The sequence below is a fragment of the Actinomadura rubteroloni genome, assembly GCF_002911665.1.
GTDB lineage: Bacteria > Actinomycetota > Actinomycetes > Streptosporangiales > Streptosporangiaceae > Spirillospora > Spirillospora rubteroloni.
The window spans coordinates 1,108,533-1,124,201 of sequence record NZ_MTBP01000002.1 but is presented as its reverse complement, the minus strand read 5'-3'; the positions used below and the strand labels follow the sequence as shown (position 1 = coordinate 1,124,201).

The following is a 15,669-nucleotide window of genomic DNA, read 5'->3' as shown; positions in this document are numbered from 1 at the left end:
ATGCGCGTGAACGTCACCGTGAACGGGTCCGCCGCGACCGTGGACGACGTCTGGGAGGGCGAGAGCCTGCTCTACCTGCTCCGCGAGCGGATGGGGCTGCCGGGCTCGAAGAACGCCTGCGAGCAGGGCGAATGCGGGTCCTGCACGGTCTATCTGGACGGCCTGCCGGTCTGCTCGTGCCTGGTCGCGGCGGGGCAGGCCGAGGGCCGCGCCGTCCGGACGGTCGAGGGCCTGGCGGGCGCCGGCGGCCTGGACCCCGTCCAGCGGGCGTTCGTGGACGCGGGCGCCGTGCAGTGCGGGTTCTGCACGCCGGGCCTGGTCGTCCAGACGCACGACCTCATCGCGCGCGTCCCCGCGCCGGACGACGCCGAGATCCGCGAGGCGCTGGCGGGCAACCTGTGCCGCTGCACGGGCTACGAGAAGATCCTCGACGCGGTGCGCCTCGCCGCCGCGCGCCGGCGGGGGGACGCATGACCGTCGTCATCGAGAACGCGCACGTCGTCACGGTGTCCGGCGCGGAGCACCCGGGCGGCCACATCGTCGTGGAGGGCGACCGGATCACGGCCGTCGGCCCCGGCCCGGCGCCGGCCGTCGGCGGGGAGCGGATCGACGGCACCGGCTGCCTCGCGACGCCCGGCCTCGTCAACACCCACCACCACCTGTACCAGTGGGCCAGCCAGGGCTTCGCGCCCGACGCGACGCTGTTCGAGTGGCTGAAGACCCTGTACCGGCCGTGGTCGAAGATGGACGCCGAGGTCGTCGCGGGCGCCGCGACGGCCGGGCTGGCGTGGCTGGCCAAGTCCGGCTGCACGACCACGACCGACCACCATTACATCTTCCCGAAGGGGCGCGGGGACCTGTTCGCCGCCGAGATCGACGCGGCGCGGGAGGTCGGCGTCCGGTTCCACCCGTGCCGGGGGTCGATGGACCTCGGCGCGTCGCGCGGCGGCCTCCCGCCGGACGAGATCGTGGAGGACCTCGACACGATCCTCGCCGCGACGGCCGCCGCGATCGACGCGCACCACGACGCGTCGCCGGGGTCGATGCTGCGGGTCGCGGTCGCGCCGTGCTCGCCGTTCTCGGTCACGCGGGACCTGCTCGTCCAGTCGGCGACGCTGGCGCGGGACAAGGGCGTCCGGCTGCACACCCACCTCGCCGAGACGCTGGACGAGGAGGACTTCACGCGCCGCGAGTTCGGGCAGACCCCCGTCGAGTACATGGAGACGCTGGGCTGGCTCGGCGAGGACGTGTGGCTGGCGCACTGCGTCCACCTGCACGACGACGACGTGAAGCGGCTCGCCGACACCGGCACCGGCACCGCGCACTGCCCCAGCTCCAACGCGAGGCTCGGCTCCGGCATCGCCCGCGTGTCCCACCTGCTCGCGGCGGGCGCCCCGGTCGGGCTCGGCGTGGACGGGGCGGCGTCGGCGGAGTTCGTCCCGCTCGCGGGCGAGATCCGCCAGGCGCTCTACATGCAGCGCGCCCGCTACGGGCCGCGAGCGCTCACCGCCCGGCAGGCGCTGGAGATCGCCACGCTCGGCGGCGCCCGCTGCCTCGGCCGCGCCGACGAGATCGGCTCCCTGGAGCCCGGCAAGCTCGCCGACGTCGCGCTGTGGCGGGTGGACGGGTTCCACGCCGCCGCCGACGATCCCGTCCTCGCGTTCGCCTACGGGGCGACGCCGCCGCTGGAACGGCTGCTGGTCGGCGGCGCGACGGTCGTACGGGGCGACGAGCTGGTCACCGTCGCGCAGGATGAGGCCGGACGGCGCGGCGCCGCCGCCCACCGCCGCCTCATGGCGCTCGCGCGGGAGGTGCTGTAGATGGCCGCGCCCGTGAAGGCGCCGGGCCGGGTCGAGGCGCCCGGCCGGGGCCGCGTCGGCGACAGCCCGCCGCGTCCGGACGGCACGCTCAAGGTCACCGGCGAGTTCGCCTACGCCTCCGACCTGTGGATGAGCGGGATGCTGTGGGGCGCGACGCTGCGCAGCCCGCACCCGCGCGCCCGGATCCGGTCGGTGGACGTCGGGGCGGCGCTGGCGACGCCCGGGGTCCACGCCGTCCTGACGCACGAGGACGTGCCCGGCGCCAAGGTGTTCGGCCTCGACCTGCCCGATCAGCCGGTCCTCGCGGTGGACGAGGTCCGCTACCAGGGCGAGCCGGTCGCGCTCGTCGCCGCCGACCATCCCGAGATCGCCCGCCGCGCGCTGGACCGCATCGTCGTGGACTACGACGTGCTCGAACCGGTCACCGACGCCCGCGCCGTCGTCGCCGACCCCGAGCGGTACCGGGTGCAGGAGAACGGCGGGATCGTGCGGCACCAGCCCGTCCGGGTCGGGGACGTGGACCGCGCCCGCGCCGAGGCCGACGTCGTCGTCACCGGCGAGTACGAGGTCGGCATCCAGGACCAGGCGTTCCTCGGCCCGGAGGCGGGGCTCGCCGTCCCGGCCGACGACGGCGGCCTCGACCTGTACGTCTCGACGCAGTGGATCCACCGGGACGTCGAGCAGGTCGCGCCGTGCCTCGCCCTGCCCGCCGAGAAGATCCGGATGACGATGGCCGGGGTCGGCGGCGCGTTCGGCGGACGCGAGGACCTGTCGATGCAGATCCACGCCGGGATGCTCGCGCTGCGCACCGGACGCCCGGTGAAGATGTCCTACAACCGGCGGGAGTCGTTCTTCGGGCACGTCCACCGGCACCCGGCGTGGATGCGGTACGAGTACGGCGCAACGAAGGAGGGACGGCTGCTGTACGCGGACGTCCGGATCGTCCTGGACGGCGGCGCGTACACGTCGTCGTCCATGAACGTGGTCGGCAACGCGGCGTCGCTCGGCGTCGGGCCGTACGAGTTCCCGAACATCCGCATCGACGGGTACGGCGCGTACACCAACAACCCGCCGTGCGGCGCGATGCGCGGGTTCGGGGCCGTCCAGGCGTGCTTCGCCTACGAGTCGATGATGGACAGGCTGGCCGCCGCGTGCGGGCTCACGCCCGTCCAGATCCGGCACCGCAACGCCGTCACGCAGGGGTCGCGGCTGGCCACCGGGCAGATCATCGACTCCCCGGCCCCGCTCGCGCCGATGCTGGAGCGGCTGGAGGCGATGCCGCTGCCGCCCGTCGCCGACACGTCCGACCTGCGGAACCTGCCCGGCGGCGTCGCGCAGACCACGCACGGCGAGGGCGTCGTGCGGGGGATCGGCTACGGCGTCGGGATCAAGAACATCTGCTTCTCCGAGGGGTTCGACGACCTGTCCACGGCGCGCGTCCGGCTGGAGGCGATCGGCGGGGAGCCGACCGTGCTCGTCCACACCGCCGCCGCCGAGGTCGGGCAGGGGCTCGTCACGCTCAAGGCGCAGATCGCGCGGACCGAACTCGGCGTGGACCGGGTGACGATCGCCCCGGCCGACAACGCGGTGGGCAACGCGGGGTCGTCCAGTGCGTCCCGGCAGTCGTACATGACGGGCGGCGCGGTGAAGGCGGCGTGCGAGGCGGTGCGCGCGGAACTGCTCGCGCGGGCGACGCGCCGGACGGGCCGCAGTGATTTGTCGGTGCGGCACGGCGTGATCGTGTCGCGGGCGGCGGGGGAGGTCGCGACGGTCGCGGAGATCCTCGGCGCCGACCCGATCGAGGAGACCCGCGAGTTCCACCACCGGCCGACGACGCCGCTCGACCCGGTGACCGGCCAGGGCTCCAGCCACACCCAGCTCGCGCTGTGCGTCCACCGCGCGGTCGTGGACGTGGACGTCGAACTCGGCCTGGTGAAGGTGGTCGAGCTGGCCGCCGTCCAGGACGTCGGACGGATCATGAACCGGCAGTCGCTGGAGGGCCAGATCCACGGTGGCACCGCGCAGGGCCTCGGGCTCGCGGTGATGGAGGAGATCGTCGTGGCCGGCGGCGCGATCCGGAACCCGTCGTTCACCGACTACCTCATCCCGACCATCCTCGACATGCCGCCGATGCGCCTGGACATCCTGGAGCACCCGGACCCGCACGCCCCCTACGGCTTGCGCGGCGCGGGCGAACCGCCGACGCTGTCGTCCACGCCCGCGATCGTCGCCGCCCTCCGCGACGCGACCGGCAAGGCGCTCACGCGGGTGCCCGTCCGGCCGGAACACCTCGTGGGCTGACGGGAGGCCCGCCATGAGACGCTTCGCGGTCAACTGCTCGATCCTGTTCACGGAGTTGCCGCCGCTGGACCGCCCGGCCGCCGCCGCTGCGGCCGGGTTCCGTGCCGTCGAGTTCTGGTGGCCGTGGCCGGGCGTGCCCGTGCCCGGCGCCGCCGAGGTGGACGCGTTCTGCGCGGCCGTCACCGGCGCCGGGGTCGAGCTGGTCGCGCTCAACGCCTACGCGGGCGACATGCCCGCCGGGGAGCGCGGCGTGCTCGCCCATCCCGGCCGGGTCGCCGAGTTCCGGTCCAGCCTGCCCGTCCTCGCGGGGATCGCCGAGCGGACGGGCGTGCGCCGCTTCAACACTCTCTACGGGCAGGCGGACGCCGACGCGGCGACGGCCACCGCCAACCTCGTCCACATGGCGGACGTGCTGCCGGGGACCGTGCTGATCGAGCCGCTGGCGCGCGCGTTCAACGGCGGGTACGCGCTGGCCACGGCCGCCGACGCGGTCGCCGTCGTGGAGCGGGCGCGGGACGCGGGCGCCGACGCCGCGTTCCTGCTGGACACCTTCCACCTCGCGAGCAACGGCGACGACCCGGTGAAGGCGGCGGCCGAGCCGACGCTCGGGCACGTGCAGGTAGCGGACGCGCCGGGCCGGGGGCGTCCGGGCACGGGCACGGTCGACTTCCCGGGCGTCCTGGCCGCGCTGGACGACGTCGGCTACGACGGCTGGATCTCGCTTGAGTACGTCGGCCCCGACGACTTCGGCTGGCTGGCGGGCTGGTGACGATCCTCGTCGCGCCCGACAAGTTCAAGGGCACGCTGACCGCCGCCGAGGCCGCCGAGGCCATCGCCGACGGGCTGGCCGGGCTGGGCCTGCCGGTCGTCCGGATGCCCGTCGCCGACGGCGGCGACGGCACCGTGGACGCCGTCGCCGCGGCCGGGTTCGCGCGGCGCACCGCGACCGTCACCGGCCCGGCGGGCGGTCCCGTCGCCGCGTCCTACGCCGTGCGCGGGACGACCGCCGTGATCGAGCTGGCCGAGGCGTCCGGGCTGCGCCGCCTGCCCGGCGGGCGGCCGTGCCCGCTGACCGCCACCACGCGCGGCACCGGCGAGCTGGTCGACGCGGCGCTGCGCGGCGGCGCGACCCGGATCGTCCTCGGCCTCGGCGGCAGCGCCACCACCGACGGCGGCGCGGGCCTGGCCGCCGCGCTCGGCGCCCGGTTCCGCGACGCCGCCGGGAACCCGCTGCCGCCGGGCGGCGCCGCGCTGCGCGACCTCGCCGACCTCGACCTCGGGGCCGTGCGGGCGCGGCTGCGCGGCGCCGAGATCGTCGTCGCGACCGATGTGGACAACCCGCTGCTCGGCCCGGACGGCGCCGCCGCCGTCTTCGGCCCGCAGAAGGGCGCGACGCCCGGCGACGTCGCCGTCCTGGAGGCGGGCCTGGCCCGGCTCGCCGCGCTGGCGCCCGACCCGGCCGCCGCCCGGCGGCCCGGCGCGGGCGCGGCGGGCGGCGCGGGCTTCGCGGCCTTGGCGTTCCTCGGCGCGACGGTCCGGCCCGGCATCGACTACCTCCTCGACCTGATCGGCTTCGCCGAAAAGCTCGCCGACGCGACCGTCGTGATCACCGGTGAGGGGTCGCTGGACCACCAGTCGCTGCGCGGCAAGGCGCCCTACGGCGTGGCCCGCGCCGCCGCCCGCGCCGGGGTCCCGGTCGTGGCGCTCGCCGGGCGGAGCGAGCTGGGCGCGGCCGAGGCGCGGCAGGCCGGGTTCGCGGCCGTACGCACGCTGACCTCGCTCGTCCCGCCCGGCGCCGGGGACCCGCTGGCCTGGATCGTCGCGAACGGGCCGGCGCAGATGCTCCGGGCGCTCGCCGCCTCGATCGCCCGCGACCTCCCGGGAGGACCCTGGTGACCCACGACCTCGTGCTGCGCTCCCGGCGGACCGTGCTGCCGGACGGGGAACGGCCCGCCGCCGTCGCCGTCCGCGCCGGGACGATCAGCGCCGTGACCGCCTACGACGCCGTCCTGCCCGCCGCCGCCGACCGCGACCTCGGCGATCTCGCGCTGCTGCCCGGCCTGGTGGACACCCACGTCCACGTCAACGAGCCCGGCCGCACGGCGTGGGAGGGCTTCGCGACCGCGACCCGCGCGGCGGCGGCCGGGGGCGTGACGACGCTGGTCGACATGCCGCTCAACGCGCTGCCGCCCACCACGACCGTGGACGCCCTCCGGATCAAGCGTGCGGCGGCCCGCGACCAGGTGCACGTGGACGTCGGGTTCTGGGGCGGCGCGGTGCCCGGCAACCTGCCCGACCTGCGGGCTCTGCACGACGCGGGCGTGTACGGGTTCAAGTGCTTCATGTCCGACTCGGGCGTGCCGGAGTTCCCGCCGCTGGACGCTGCGGAGATGGCGGCGGCGTTCGCGGCGGTCGCGGCGTTCGACGGGCTCATGATCGTCCATGCGGAGGACCCGGCCGTCCTCACCGAGCCCGCGTCCGGCGCGTACCCGGCGTTCCTGGCGTCCCGGCCGCCGTCGGCCGAGCGCCGCGCGGTCGAACGGGTCATCGCCCTCGCCGAGCGGACGGGCGTCCGCGCCCACGTCCTGCACCTGTCGGCCGCCGACTGCCTGGAACCGCTCGCGGCGGCGCGGGCGCGCGGCGTCCGGATCACCGCCGAGACCTGCCCGCACTACCTGACGCTGTCGGCCGAGGACGCCGTCACGCCCGCGTTCAAGTGCTGCCCGCCGATCCGCGACGCCGCCAACCGCGACGCGCTCTGGGACGGGCTCGCGGCCGGCGTGATCTCCTGCGTCGTCACCGACCACTCGCCCTGCACGCCCGACCTGAAACAAGGCGACTTCGCGACCGCGTGGGGCGGGGTGTCCTCGCTCCAGCTCGGGTTCGCGGCTGTCTGGACGGCGGCGCGCGAGCGCGGGCGCACGCTCGCCGACGTCACCGGCTGGATGTCCGCCGCGCCCGCCGCCCTCGCCGGGCTGACGCGCAAGGGCGTCATCGCCGCCGGGAACGACGCCGACCTGGTCGCGTTCGATCCGGACGCCGTCCGCGTCGTGGACCCCGCCGACCTCCACCACCGCAACCCCGTCACCGCCTACGCGGGCCGCGAACTCGCCGGCCGCGCCGCCGCGACCTGGCTGCGCGGCGTCCCGGTGGACGACACCCCGCGCGGCGCCCTGCTGACCCGGAACGGAGCCCCGTGAGCGACTTCCCCGACCTGCCCGACCTCGCCGTCCGGACCCTCGGCGGCTCGGTGGTCGCGGCCAGCGACGAGTCCTTCGAGGAGAAGGAGAACCTGATCAACCCGTGGGCGCCGGAGTTCCGCCCGGCGACGTTCGGGCCGAAGGGCCAGGAGTACGACGGCTGGGAGACCGCGCGGCGCCGTCCCGGCCCGTCCGGCGACTACGGCCACGACTGGGCGGTCGTCCGGCTCGGGCTGCCCGGCGTGGTCCGGGGCGTCGTGATCGACACGGCCTGGTTCACCGGGAACTACCCGCCGCACGCGTCCGTCGAGGCGTGCGGGGTGGACGGCCACCCGTCACCGGACGAGCTGGCCGCCGCCGACTGGACCGAGATCGTCCCGCGCGCCGCGCTCCAGGGCGGCACCGCCCACGCGTTCCCGGTGACGGTCGCGCGGCGGTTCACGCACGTCCGGCTCAACATCTTCCCCGACGGCGGGGTGGCGCGGCTGCGCGTCCACGGCGACGTCGTGCCCGACCCCCGCCCGCTCACCGGCCTCACCGTGGACCTCGCCGCGCTGGAGAACGGCGCCCGCGTCGTGGATTGCTCCGACAGCTTCTACTCCGCGCCCGACCGGATGCTGTACCCGGGCTCGGCGCGCGACCAGTCCGGCGGCTGGGAGACCGCGCGGCGCCGGGACGGCGGGCACGACTGGGCGGTCGTCCGGCTCGCCGCGCCCGGGATCGTCCGGCTCGCCGAGATCGACACGACCCACCTGAAGTTCAACGCGCCCGGCCACGTCACCCTGGACGGCCGGGACGCGCGCGCCGGCGACCCCGCCGGCTGGACGCCGCTGCTGCCCCGCACCCGCGTCCAGCCCGACGGACGGCACCGGTTCCGGCTCGCCGGCGGGCCCGAGGTCACCCACGTCCGGCTGGGCCTGCACCCCGACGGCGGGATGTCCCGGCTGCGCCTGCTCGGCGACCTCACGCCCGCCGGGGAGCGGGCCCTCGCCGACCGGTTCGCCGCGCTGACCCGCCGGGAGGGCTGACACCTCCCGGCGGGACGCGATCAGGAGTTCTCGGCCGGTTCCTCCAGCAGGTCGTCGAACTCGCCGTCCTTCACGCCCGCGATGAACGCCTCCCACTCGGCCTCGGTGAAGTAGAGCGTCGGCCCCTCGTCGTTCGTCGCGCGCATGACGACGGCGCGGTCACCGAACTCCTTGTGGTTCACGGGGACGTCCTTGCCGTCGATGAACTCGATGATCAGGCCGTCGCTGATGAACGGCTCTCTCTCGCTCACTGGCGCATCCATTTCCGTTCGGCTTGCTGAGGGTCGTCTCCAGAGTAATGGCCGAAGGCCGCGCGGGGACGGGTGTTTGGCGTCCGCCGGAACGGGGGAGGCGGGGCCGGACCCGTCGACCGAGGAGGGACGTCATGCCGATGGACCCGCGGACGAAGCAGACCGTGCGCGCCCTGCTGGACCGGTACCCGAGCGGCTACGCCACCGAGGAGGCCGGGTTCACGGTGACGGACTCGGCGACCGGGATCTTCCGGCTGCTGTGCCTCGGAGTCCTCGCCGACGACAGCACGCCGTCGGAGGGCGCGATGGCCGGGATGCGCGCGATGCTGCGCCGGGGCTTCGACGCCGTCGCGCCGCTCGCCGAGGCCGACGGGCGGGAGGTCGCCGACGCGCTCGCCCGCGCCGGGCACCCCGACCCCGAGGACGGCGCGCGGAACCTGTGCGCGGCGGCCCGCCTGGTGCGCGACCGGTGGAACGGCGACGTCAACGCGATCCACCGCGCGGACGGCGGCGACGGCGGGCGGCTGGACGCCCTGCTCGCCGACATTCCCGGCATGGACGAGGCGGGCCGCGCCGTCTTCCTGCGCGAGGCGCAGATTTTCTGGCCCGAGGCCGGGCCGTTCCTGGACGCGCACGCCGCCCGCGCCGCCCGCCGCCTCGGCCTGCCCGACCGCGCCGACACGCTGCTGACGGACGTGGCCCGGGGCGAGCGCGAGGAGGAGCTGTCCTGGCTCGTCGGCGCGCTGGCCCTGGTGGACGCGCACGACGAGTACGGCGAGATCGAGGCCGCCGTCGGCTGATCAGCCGGGCCGGCCGGCCTCGTCGATCAGGGCCGCGAACGCGTCCGACAGGGCGTCGGCGAGCGAGGTGTAGCCCATGGAGTCGTCCTTGACGGCGATCAGCGCGGCCTGGAAGACCGCCACCATCGTGGACGCGAGGACGTAGGGCCGCAGGTCCGACGCCGCGTCCGTGCCCATCCGCCGCGCGATGATCAGCGCGATGTCGCGCAGCCCGCGCTGGGCGTGCTCCAGGCTCCCGGCCAGCAGCCCGCCGCCGTCGCCGAGCAGCCGCAGCAGCAGCCGGAACCGGTCGCGGTCGGGGCCGGGGACGTCGCACTCGTGCCGCCGCGTGACCGTGACGACCGCGTTGCGCAGCGCCGTCAGCGGCGGCTCGTGCGCGGGCCGGGCGGCGAGCGCGGCGAGCAGAGCCGTGCGCTGCTCCTCCTGGACGGTCAGCGCCACGTCCTCCTTGGACGCGAAGTACCGGAAGAACGTCCGCGCGGACACGTCCACGGCGTCCGCGATCTCCTCGACCGTCGTGGCGTCGTAGCCCTTGGCCGCGAACAGGGTGAAGGCGGCGTCGACGAGGGCTTCGCGGGTGCGCTGCTTCTTGCGTTCCCGCCGTCCCGCCGTCCCGGCGCCGGGCGCGCTCGCGATCATGCACGCATGGTAGTCACCCGGCGATCACGATCCAACCATGACAAGCCAGATGACCTGCGCAAGCCTCCGGTCAGCCGCCCGAGGGGGACGGCGCCGGGTCGTCGGCGGGCGTCGTCGGCTGGTCGGACGCGGGCGGGTTCGACGGCTGCTCGCTCGGCGGGGGGTCGGACGGCGGCGGGTCCGAAGGCGGCGGGTCCGAAGGCGGCGGGTCGGACGGCGGCGGGTCCGAGGGCGGCGGCGTGGTCGGCGTGCCCGAGGTGGGCGGCGCCGTCGTCGGCTCCTCGACCGTGCCCGGCTTGTTCTTCTCCGCGTGCTTCTTCGGCGGCGCCTGATGTCCCTGGCTCGCCGCGGGCGGGACGATCGGCGCCGGGTCCTGCTCGTACTGGGTGACCGGGCCGCCGTCGCGGGTGGGCGTCGGCCTGCCGGGCGTCGGGTCGTTGGCGGCCGTGTTCTGGATCGTGTGCGACGTCGTCGGCGTCTCGCCGTTCCCGGCGGACGGCAGCAGCGCGCTCACCCCGGCGGTCTTGCCGCCCGGCCACGCGGCCAGGATCCCGATCGCCGCCGCGACCGAGGCGGCGACGCCCGCGACGGCTCCCGCCGCCCGGGGCAGCGTGCTCTTGCGGGCCTTCGGCGCCGGGCCGGGGCCGATGAGGACGACCGGGTTCGGGGCCGTCATGCGGGGGAGCGCCAGGGCGTCCTCCGGGCCGAGGTCCACCAGGCGGTCGCGCAGGCCGGGCGGGGCGGTGTCGGGGGCGCGGCGCGCGAGCAGGTGCGGCAGCCGCCCCTCCTCGAACGCCTCGATCAGGTCGAGGTCGGCCTGGGCCGTCCCGCGCATGAGGACGTCCAGCACCAGGGCCTCCAGCCGGGACCGCGCCCGCTGGAGGAGCTGGTGCGCGGTGTCGGGCGCGACGCCGAGGACGCGGGCGAGGTCGGCCACGTTCAGCCACTCGCCCGCCCACAGCAGCAGCGCCTCGCGGTGGTCGGCGCGCAGGGCCGCCGCCGCGCGCAGCAGCGGTTCGGTTCCGGCGAAGGCGGGCGGCGTGCCGTCGAACGCGCCGCGCTCGGCGCAGGCCGAGCGGGCGAGCGCGTAGAGCCACAGCACGTCGTCGCCGCGCGGCGGGTGCTGGAGGGTCGCGACGAACGCGTCCGCCACGGCGTCGGCCGCCCGCTGATCGCCGAGCAGCGACCAGCAGTAGGCGTGCAGCCGTCCGGCGTGCGCGTCGAAGAGGGAGCCCAGGTCCCCTCGCATGTGGCCTCCGTGCTGCGTTCCGGCGGGTGAAACTGCTGGGTATCGCGGACTCTAACGGACAGGGTCAAGTCTGAGAACCCCGTCCCAGGGTTCCCGCTTGTCTTTGAAGTTTCATGACAAGTCGTGATTCCTGATGCGGTTCAGCGGGGAAGGCTCCTCCCTCGTTGGAGGAGGGATGCGATGAGCCGACTGACGGTGGACGGTGTCTACCAGTACATATGCGGTGTTTGTTTCAAGAAGGGGCCGCCCGGGACGGTCGGCGCGGAGACCGAATGGCTCGTCCGCGCCGTGGACGACCCGGCGGCCCGCGTGGACGCGGCCGGGGTCCGCGCGCTGATCGCGGCGGCGGGCACCCCGCCGGGCGGCAGCGCGGTCACCTACGAGCCGGGCGGGCAGGTGGAACTGAGTTCCGCCCCGTTCCCGAGCCTCGGCGACCTGCACGCGGCGCTGTCGAGCGACGTGACGTTCCTGCGCGAGACCCTGGCCCCCGCCGGGCTCGCGCTCGCCGGGTACGGGGTCGATCCGGTGCGCGGCCCGGTGTTCCAGGCCGAGCATCCCCGTTATCACTGCATGCGCGATTATTTCGTCGCGGGCGGGTTCGAGGACGCGGGCCTCGCGATGATGTGCACGACCGCGTCCGTCCAGGTGTGCGTCGACATCGGCGCGGACGCCGCCGACGCGGCCCGGCGCTGGCGGCTCGCGCACGCGCTCGGCCCGGTCCTGGTCGCCGCGTTCGCCAACTCCCCGGTCCGCGGGGGGCGCCGGACGGGCCTGCGGTCCACCCGGCAGAGCGTCTGGAACGCTCTGGACCCGAGCCGGACCCTGCCCGTCCTGCGCGACGGCGAGGAGCCCGAGGAGTCCTGGACCCGCTACGCGCTGGACGCCCGCGTCATGGTCGTCCACACCGACGCGGGCGACTGGGTCGCCGACCCCGGCATGACGTTCGGCGAGTGGCTGGCCAAGGGCGAGCCGACGCTGGACGACCTCGTCTACCACCTGTCCACGCTGTTCCCGCCCGTCCGGCCGCGCGGCTGGCTGGAGCTGCGGATGATCGACGCGCTGCCGGTGCGGTACTGGCCCGTCCCGGTGGCGGTCGCGACCGCGCTGCTGGACGACCCGGTCGCGTCGGCGGTCGCCGAGGCCGCCGTCGAGCCCGTCCGGGACCGGTGGGAGGAGGCCGCCAGGGACGCGCTCGGCGACGCCCCGCTGGCCGCCGCCGCCCGCGCCTGCCTGGCCGCCGCGCTGGACGCCCTGCCCCGCCTCGGCGCGGACGCGCTGCGCCCGCTCGTCGCCGAATACGCCGAGCGCTACGTCGACCGGGGCCGCTGTCCCGCCGATGACGCGCTCGGCGCCCTGAACCCCCGGGAGGCCGTGTCGTGACCGACGACCACGCCCTGAAAGAGCGCATCGCCGCGGAACTGGGCGCCGTGCGCGACCGCAGCCTCGGCTTGACCACCGAGGTGCTGGACGACGCCGCGCTCACCGCGCAGGTGTCGCCGCTGATGTCCCCGCTCGTCTGGGACCTCGCGCACGTCGGCAACTACGAGGAGCTGTGGCTGCTGCGCGCGGCGGCGGGCGCGGACGCGCTGCGCCCCGAGATCGACGGCCTGTACGACGCGTTCGAGCACCCGCGCGCCGAGCGTCCTTCGCTGCCGCTGCTGCCGCCGCGCGAGGCCCGCGCGTACATCGAGACCGTCCGCGCGCGGGTGCTGGACACGCTGGAGAGCGCCCGGTTCGACACCCCCGACCCGCTGACGGCGGGCGGGTTCGTCTACGGGATGGTCGTGCAGCACGAGCACCAGCACGACGAGACGATGCTCGCCACCCACCAGCTCCGGGCCGAGGGCGCGGCGCTGCTGGAGGACGCCGTCCCGGCGGCGCCCTGCGCGCCGGCCCCGGCCAACGAGGTCCTGATCCCCGCCGGGCCGTTCACGATGGGCGTCTCGGACGATCCGTGGGCCTACGACAACGAACGTCCCGGCCACATCGTGGACCTCCCCGCTTACCACCTAGACGTCGAACCCGTCAGCAACGCCGCCTACCAGGCGTTCATCGACGACGGCGGCTACGACGACCCGCGCTGGTGGGACCCGCGCGGCTGGGAGTGGCGGCACTCGTCCGGCAAGCGGGCGCCCGCGTTCTGGACGCGCGAGGACGGCGCCTGGACGCGCCGCCGGTTCGGCCGCGTCGAGCCCGTCCCGGCGGACGAGCCCGTCCAGCACGTCTGCTGGTACGAGGCGGACGCCTACGCGCGCTGGGCGGGCCGCCGGCTGCCGACCGAGGCCGAGTGGGAGAAGGCCGCCGCGTGGGACCCCGAGGCCGCGCGGTCGCGCCGCTACCCGTGGGGCGACGCCTACGAGGAGGGCCGGGCGAACCTCGGCCAGCGGGCGCTGCGGCCGTCGCGGGCGGGCGCCTACGCCGAGGGCGCGTCGGCGTACGGGGCGCGGCGGATGGTCGGCGACGTCTGGGAGTGGACGTCCTCGGACTTCCACGGCTACCCCGGCTTCCGGACGTTCCCGTACAAGGAGTACTCGGAGGTGTTCTTCGGCCCCGAGTACAAGGTGCTGCGCGGCGGGTCGTGGGCGACGCACCCGGTGGCCGTCCGGACGACGTTCCGGAACTGGGACTACCCGATCCGCCGCCAGATCTTCACCGGCTTCCGCACGGCGCGGGACGCCCGCTGATGTGCCGCCACCTCGCCTACGTCGGCCCGCCCCGCACGCTGCGGTCCCTGGTGCACGACGGCGACCACTCGCTGGAGCACCAGTCGTACGCGCCCCGGATGAACGTCGGCAACGTGCTCAACGCGGACGGGTTCGGCGTCGGCTGGTACGGCGACGGGCCTACTCCGTCGCGGTTCCGGCGGCGCGACCCGCTGTGGACGGACGTCTCGTTCCGGGAGATCGCCGGTTCGGTCGCGACGGGCTGCGCGGTCGCGGCCGTCCGCTCGGCGACCGTCGGGTTCCCGGTGGACGAGAGCTGCGCCCAGCCGTTCCGGGCCGGGACGCGGCTGTTCAGCCACAACGGGATCGTCCAGGGCTTCGCCGACGTCGAGGGCAAGCTCCGCGAACTCGCCGCGGGCGGCCCCGCCGAGCCCGACGCCCGCGCGCCCGTCGACTCCGCCCTGCTGTTCGCCCTCGCCGCGCGCTACTGGGCGGACGGCGCCGACCTCGGGACCGGGCTCGCCGAGGTCGTCCGGACCGTCACCGGCCTCACCGGCGGCCGGTACAACCTGCTCGCCGCCGACGGCACCGCGCTCGCCGCGACGACCTGTGGCGACTCGCTGTTCGTCCGGGAGACGCCGGGCGCCGTCGAGATCGCCTCCGAGCCGACCGACGGCGCCCCCGGCTGGCGCCCCGTCCCCGACCGCGCGCTCGTGCGCGCGACCGCCTCGGGCGCCGAGACCACCCCACTCGAAGGAGACACGTGGACCGCTTCCTGACCGACGACGACCTCGCCGCCGCGTTGCGCCGCGACGTCCGGGCCGGCCTCACCGCCGACCCGAAGACGCTGCCGCCCAAGTGGTTCTACGACGAGCGCGGCAGCGCGCTGTTCGAGAAGATCACCGAGCTGCCCGAGTACTACCCGACGCGCCGCGAGCGCGAGATCCTGACCGCCCGCGCCGCCGACATCGCCGCCGCGACGGGCGCGGCGACGCTGCTGGAGCTGGGCGCGGGCTCGGGGGAGAAGACCCGGATCCTGCTGGACGCGCTGGCCCCGGCGCTGCGCACGTACGTCCCGGTGGACGTCAGCGGGGACTTCCTCGCCGACGCGGCCGGGAAGATCGCCGCCGACCATCCGGCGCTGACCGTCCGGCCCGTCGTCGCCGACTACGAACGGCACCTGACGCTGCTGCCGACGGGCGACCGGCGGCTCATCGCCTTCCTCGGCGGGACGCTCGGGAACATGCCGTCCGACGCGCGGATCTCCTTCCTCGGCGGCCTGCGCGCCACGATGGGTCCAGATGACGCGCTGCTGCTCGGCACCGACCTGGTCAAGGACGCCGACCGGCTCGTCGCCGCCTACGACGACGCGGCCGGGGTCACCGCCGAGTTCAACCGCAACGTCCTGCGGGTCATCGACCGGGAACTCGGGGCCGACTTCGACCCGGACGCGTTCGACCACGTCGCGAAGTGGAACGCCGGGGAGGAGCAGATCGAGATGTGGCTGCGCTCGCGGCGGGACCAGGACGTCCGGATCCCGGCGCTCGACCTCGCCGTCCGGTTCGCGCGCGGCGAGGAGATGCGCACCGAGATCTCGGCGAAGTTCCGCCGGGAGCGGCTGGCCGCCGAGCTGGCGGCCGCGGGCCTCGCGCTCGCCGAGTTCTGGACGGACGCGGCGGGCGACTTCTCGCTCAGCCTCTCCCGTCCGGCCTGACCGG

At 75.6% G+C, this 15,669-nt stretch carries 15 protein-coding genes; 12 read left to right on the top strand and 3 right to left on the bottom strand.

Annotation, left to right across the window (positions count from 1 at the left end; genetic code table 11):
• Genes BTM25_RS16720 through alc form a run of 7 tightly spaced genes read left to right on the top strand, consistent with a single transcriptional unit; the run spans position 1 to position 8,349 of the window.
• Entirely contained in the window at positions 1-474 is a 474-nt protein-coding gene (locus BTM25_RS16720; protein WP_103563799.1) for a (2Fe-2S)-binding protein, read from the top strand.
• Positions 471-1,820 (top strand): 8-oxoguanine deaminase, encoded by a 1,350-nt coding sequence (locus BTM25_RS16715; protein ID WP_103563798.1) that lies wholly within the window; start codon positions 471-473, stop codon positions 1,818-1,820. Before BTM25_RS16720 ends, BTM25_RS16715 begins: the two co-directional genes overlap by 4 nt.
• Positions 1,821-4,121 carry a xanthine dehydrogenase subunit D gene (gene pucD, locus BTM25_RS16710; RefSeq protein ID WP_103563797.1) on the top strand — a complete coding sequence of 767 codons (2,301 nt, stop codon included), beginning with the start codon at positions 1,821-1,823 and terminating at the stop codon, positions 4,119-4,121.
• A 13-nt stretch (positions 4,122-4,134) separates the two neighbouring features.
• Positions 4,135-4,890, top strand: coding sequence for a TIM barrel protein (locus BTM25_RS16705; protein ID WP_103563796.1), 756 nt, complete (start codon positions 4,135-4,137; stop codon positions 4,888-4,890).
• A 2-nt stretch (positions 4,891-4,892) separates the two neighbouring features.
• Complete coding sequence (locus BTM25_RS16700) at positions 4,893-6,017, top strand: glycerate kinase (protein WP_103564678.1); 1,125 nt, start codon at positions 4,893-4,895, stop codon at positions 6,015-6,017.
• The gene (gene allB, locus BTM25_RS16695; protein ID WP_205648193.1) at positions 6,011-7,321 is read left to right on the top strand and encodes an allantoinase AllB; all 1,311 of its coding nucleotides are present in this window, start codon (positions 6,011-6,013) and stop codon (positions 7,319-7,321) included. The genes BTM25_RS16700 and allB overlap by 7 nt, the downstream gene beginning before the upstream one ends.
• Entirely contained in the window at positions 7,318-8,349 is a 1,032-nt protein-coding gene (gene alc / locus BTM25_RS16690; protein ID WP_103563794.1) for an allantoicase, read from the top strand. Before allB ends, alc begins: the two co-directional genes overlap by 4 nt.
• 20 nt (positions 8,350-8,369) lie before the next feature.
• On the opposite strand, the gene BTM25_RS16685 is transcribed toward alc, so the two are convergent.
• Positions 8,370-8,600, bottom strand: a complete 231-nt coding sequence (locus tag BTM25_RS16685; RefSeq protein WP_103563793.1) for a DUF397 domain-containing protein — start codon at positions 8,598-8,600, stop codon at positions 8,370-8,372.
• A gap of 134 nt (positions 8,601-8,734) precedes the next feature.
• Here BTM25_RS16685 and BTM25_RS16680 point away from each other — a divergent pair, with 134 nt between their 5' ends.
• Positions 8,735-9,400 (top strand): endonuclease, encoded by a 666-nt coding sequence (locus BTM25_RS16680; protein WP_103563792.1) that lies wholly within the window; start codon positions 8,735-8,737, stop codon positions 9,398-9,400.
• Here the strand turns inward: BTM25_RS16680 and BTM25_RS16675 are convergent, their stop codons facing one another.
• Together BTM25_RS16675 and BTM25_RS16670 are read right to left on the bottom strand one after the other, a co-directional pair.
• Positions 9,401-10,039 carry a TetR family transcriptional regulator gene (locus tag BTM25_RS16675; protein ID WP_103563791.1) on the bottom strand — a complete coding sequence of 213 codons (639 nt, stop codon included), beginning with the start codon at positions 10,037-10,039 and terminating at the stop codon, positions 9,401-9,403.
• Between the two features lie 70 nt (positions 10,040-10,109).
• On the bottom strand, positions 10,110-11,288 hold the full coding sequence (locus BTM25_RS16670) for an RNA polymerase sigma factor (RefSeq protein ID WP_103563790.1): 1,179 nt from the start codon (positions 11,286-11,288) through the stop codon (positions 10,110-10,112).
• A 180-nt stretch (positions 11,289-11,468) separates the two neighbouring features.
• Here BTM25_RS16670 and egtA point away from each other — a divergent pair, with 180 nt between their 5' ends.
• From egtA to egtD, 4 genes are read left to right on the top strand one after another with little or no spacing between them, the layout of a single operon-like run.
• A complete protein-coding gene (gene egtA, locus BTM25_RS16665; protein WP_103563789.1) occupies positions 11,469-12,668 on the top strand; it encodes an ergothioneine biosynthesis glutamate--cysteine ligase EgtA in 1,200 nt (399 codons plus the stop codon).
• The gene (gene egtB / locus BTM25_RS16660) at positions 12,665-13,972 is read left to right on the top strand and encodes an ergothioneine biosynthesis protein EgtB (protein ID WP_103563788.1); all 1,308 of its coding nucleotides are present in this window, start codon (positions 12,665-12,667) and stop codon (positions 13,970-13,972) included. The genes egtA and egtB overlap by 4 nt, the downstream gene beginning before the upstream one ends.
• Entirely contained in the window at positions 13,972-14,730 is a 759-nt protein-coding gene (egtC, locus tag BTM25_RS16655; RefSeq protein ID WP_103563787.1) for an ergothioneine biosynthesis protein EgtC, read from the top strand. The genes egtB and egtC overlap by 1 nt, the downstream gene beginning before the upstream one ends.
• Positions 14,715-15,665 (top strand): L-histidine N(alpha)-methyltransferase, encoded by a 951-nt coding sequence (gene egtD / locus BTM25_RS16650; protein WP_103563786.1) that lies wholly within the window; start codon positions 14,715-14,717, stop codon positions 15,663-15,665. The genes egtC and egtD overlap by 16 nt, the downstream gene beginning before the upstream one ends.
• Positions 15,666-15,669 lie beyond the last annotated feature (4 nt).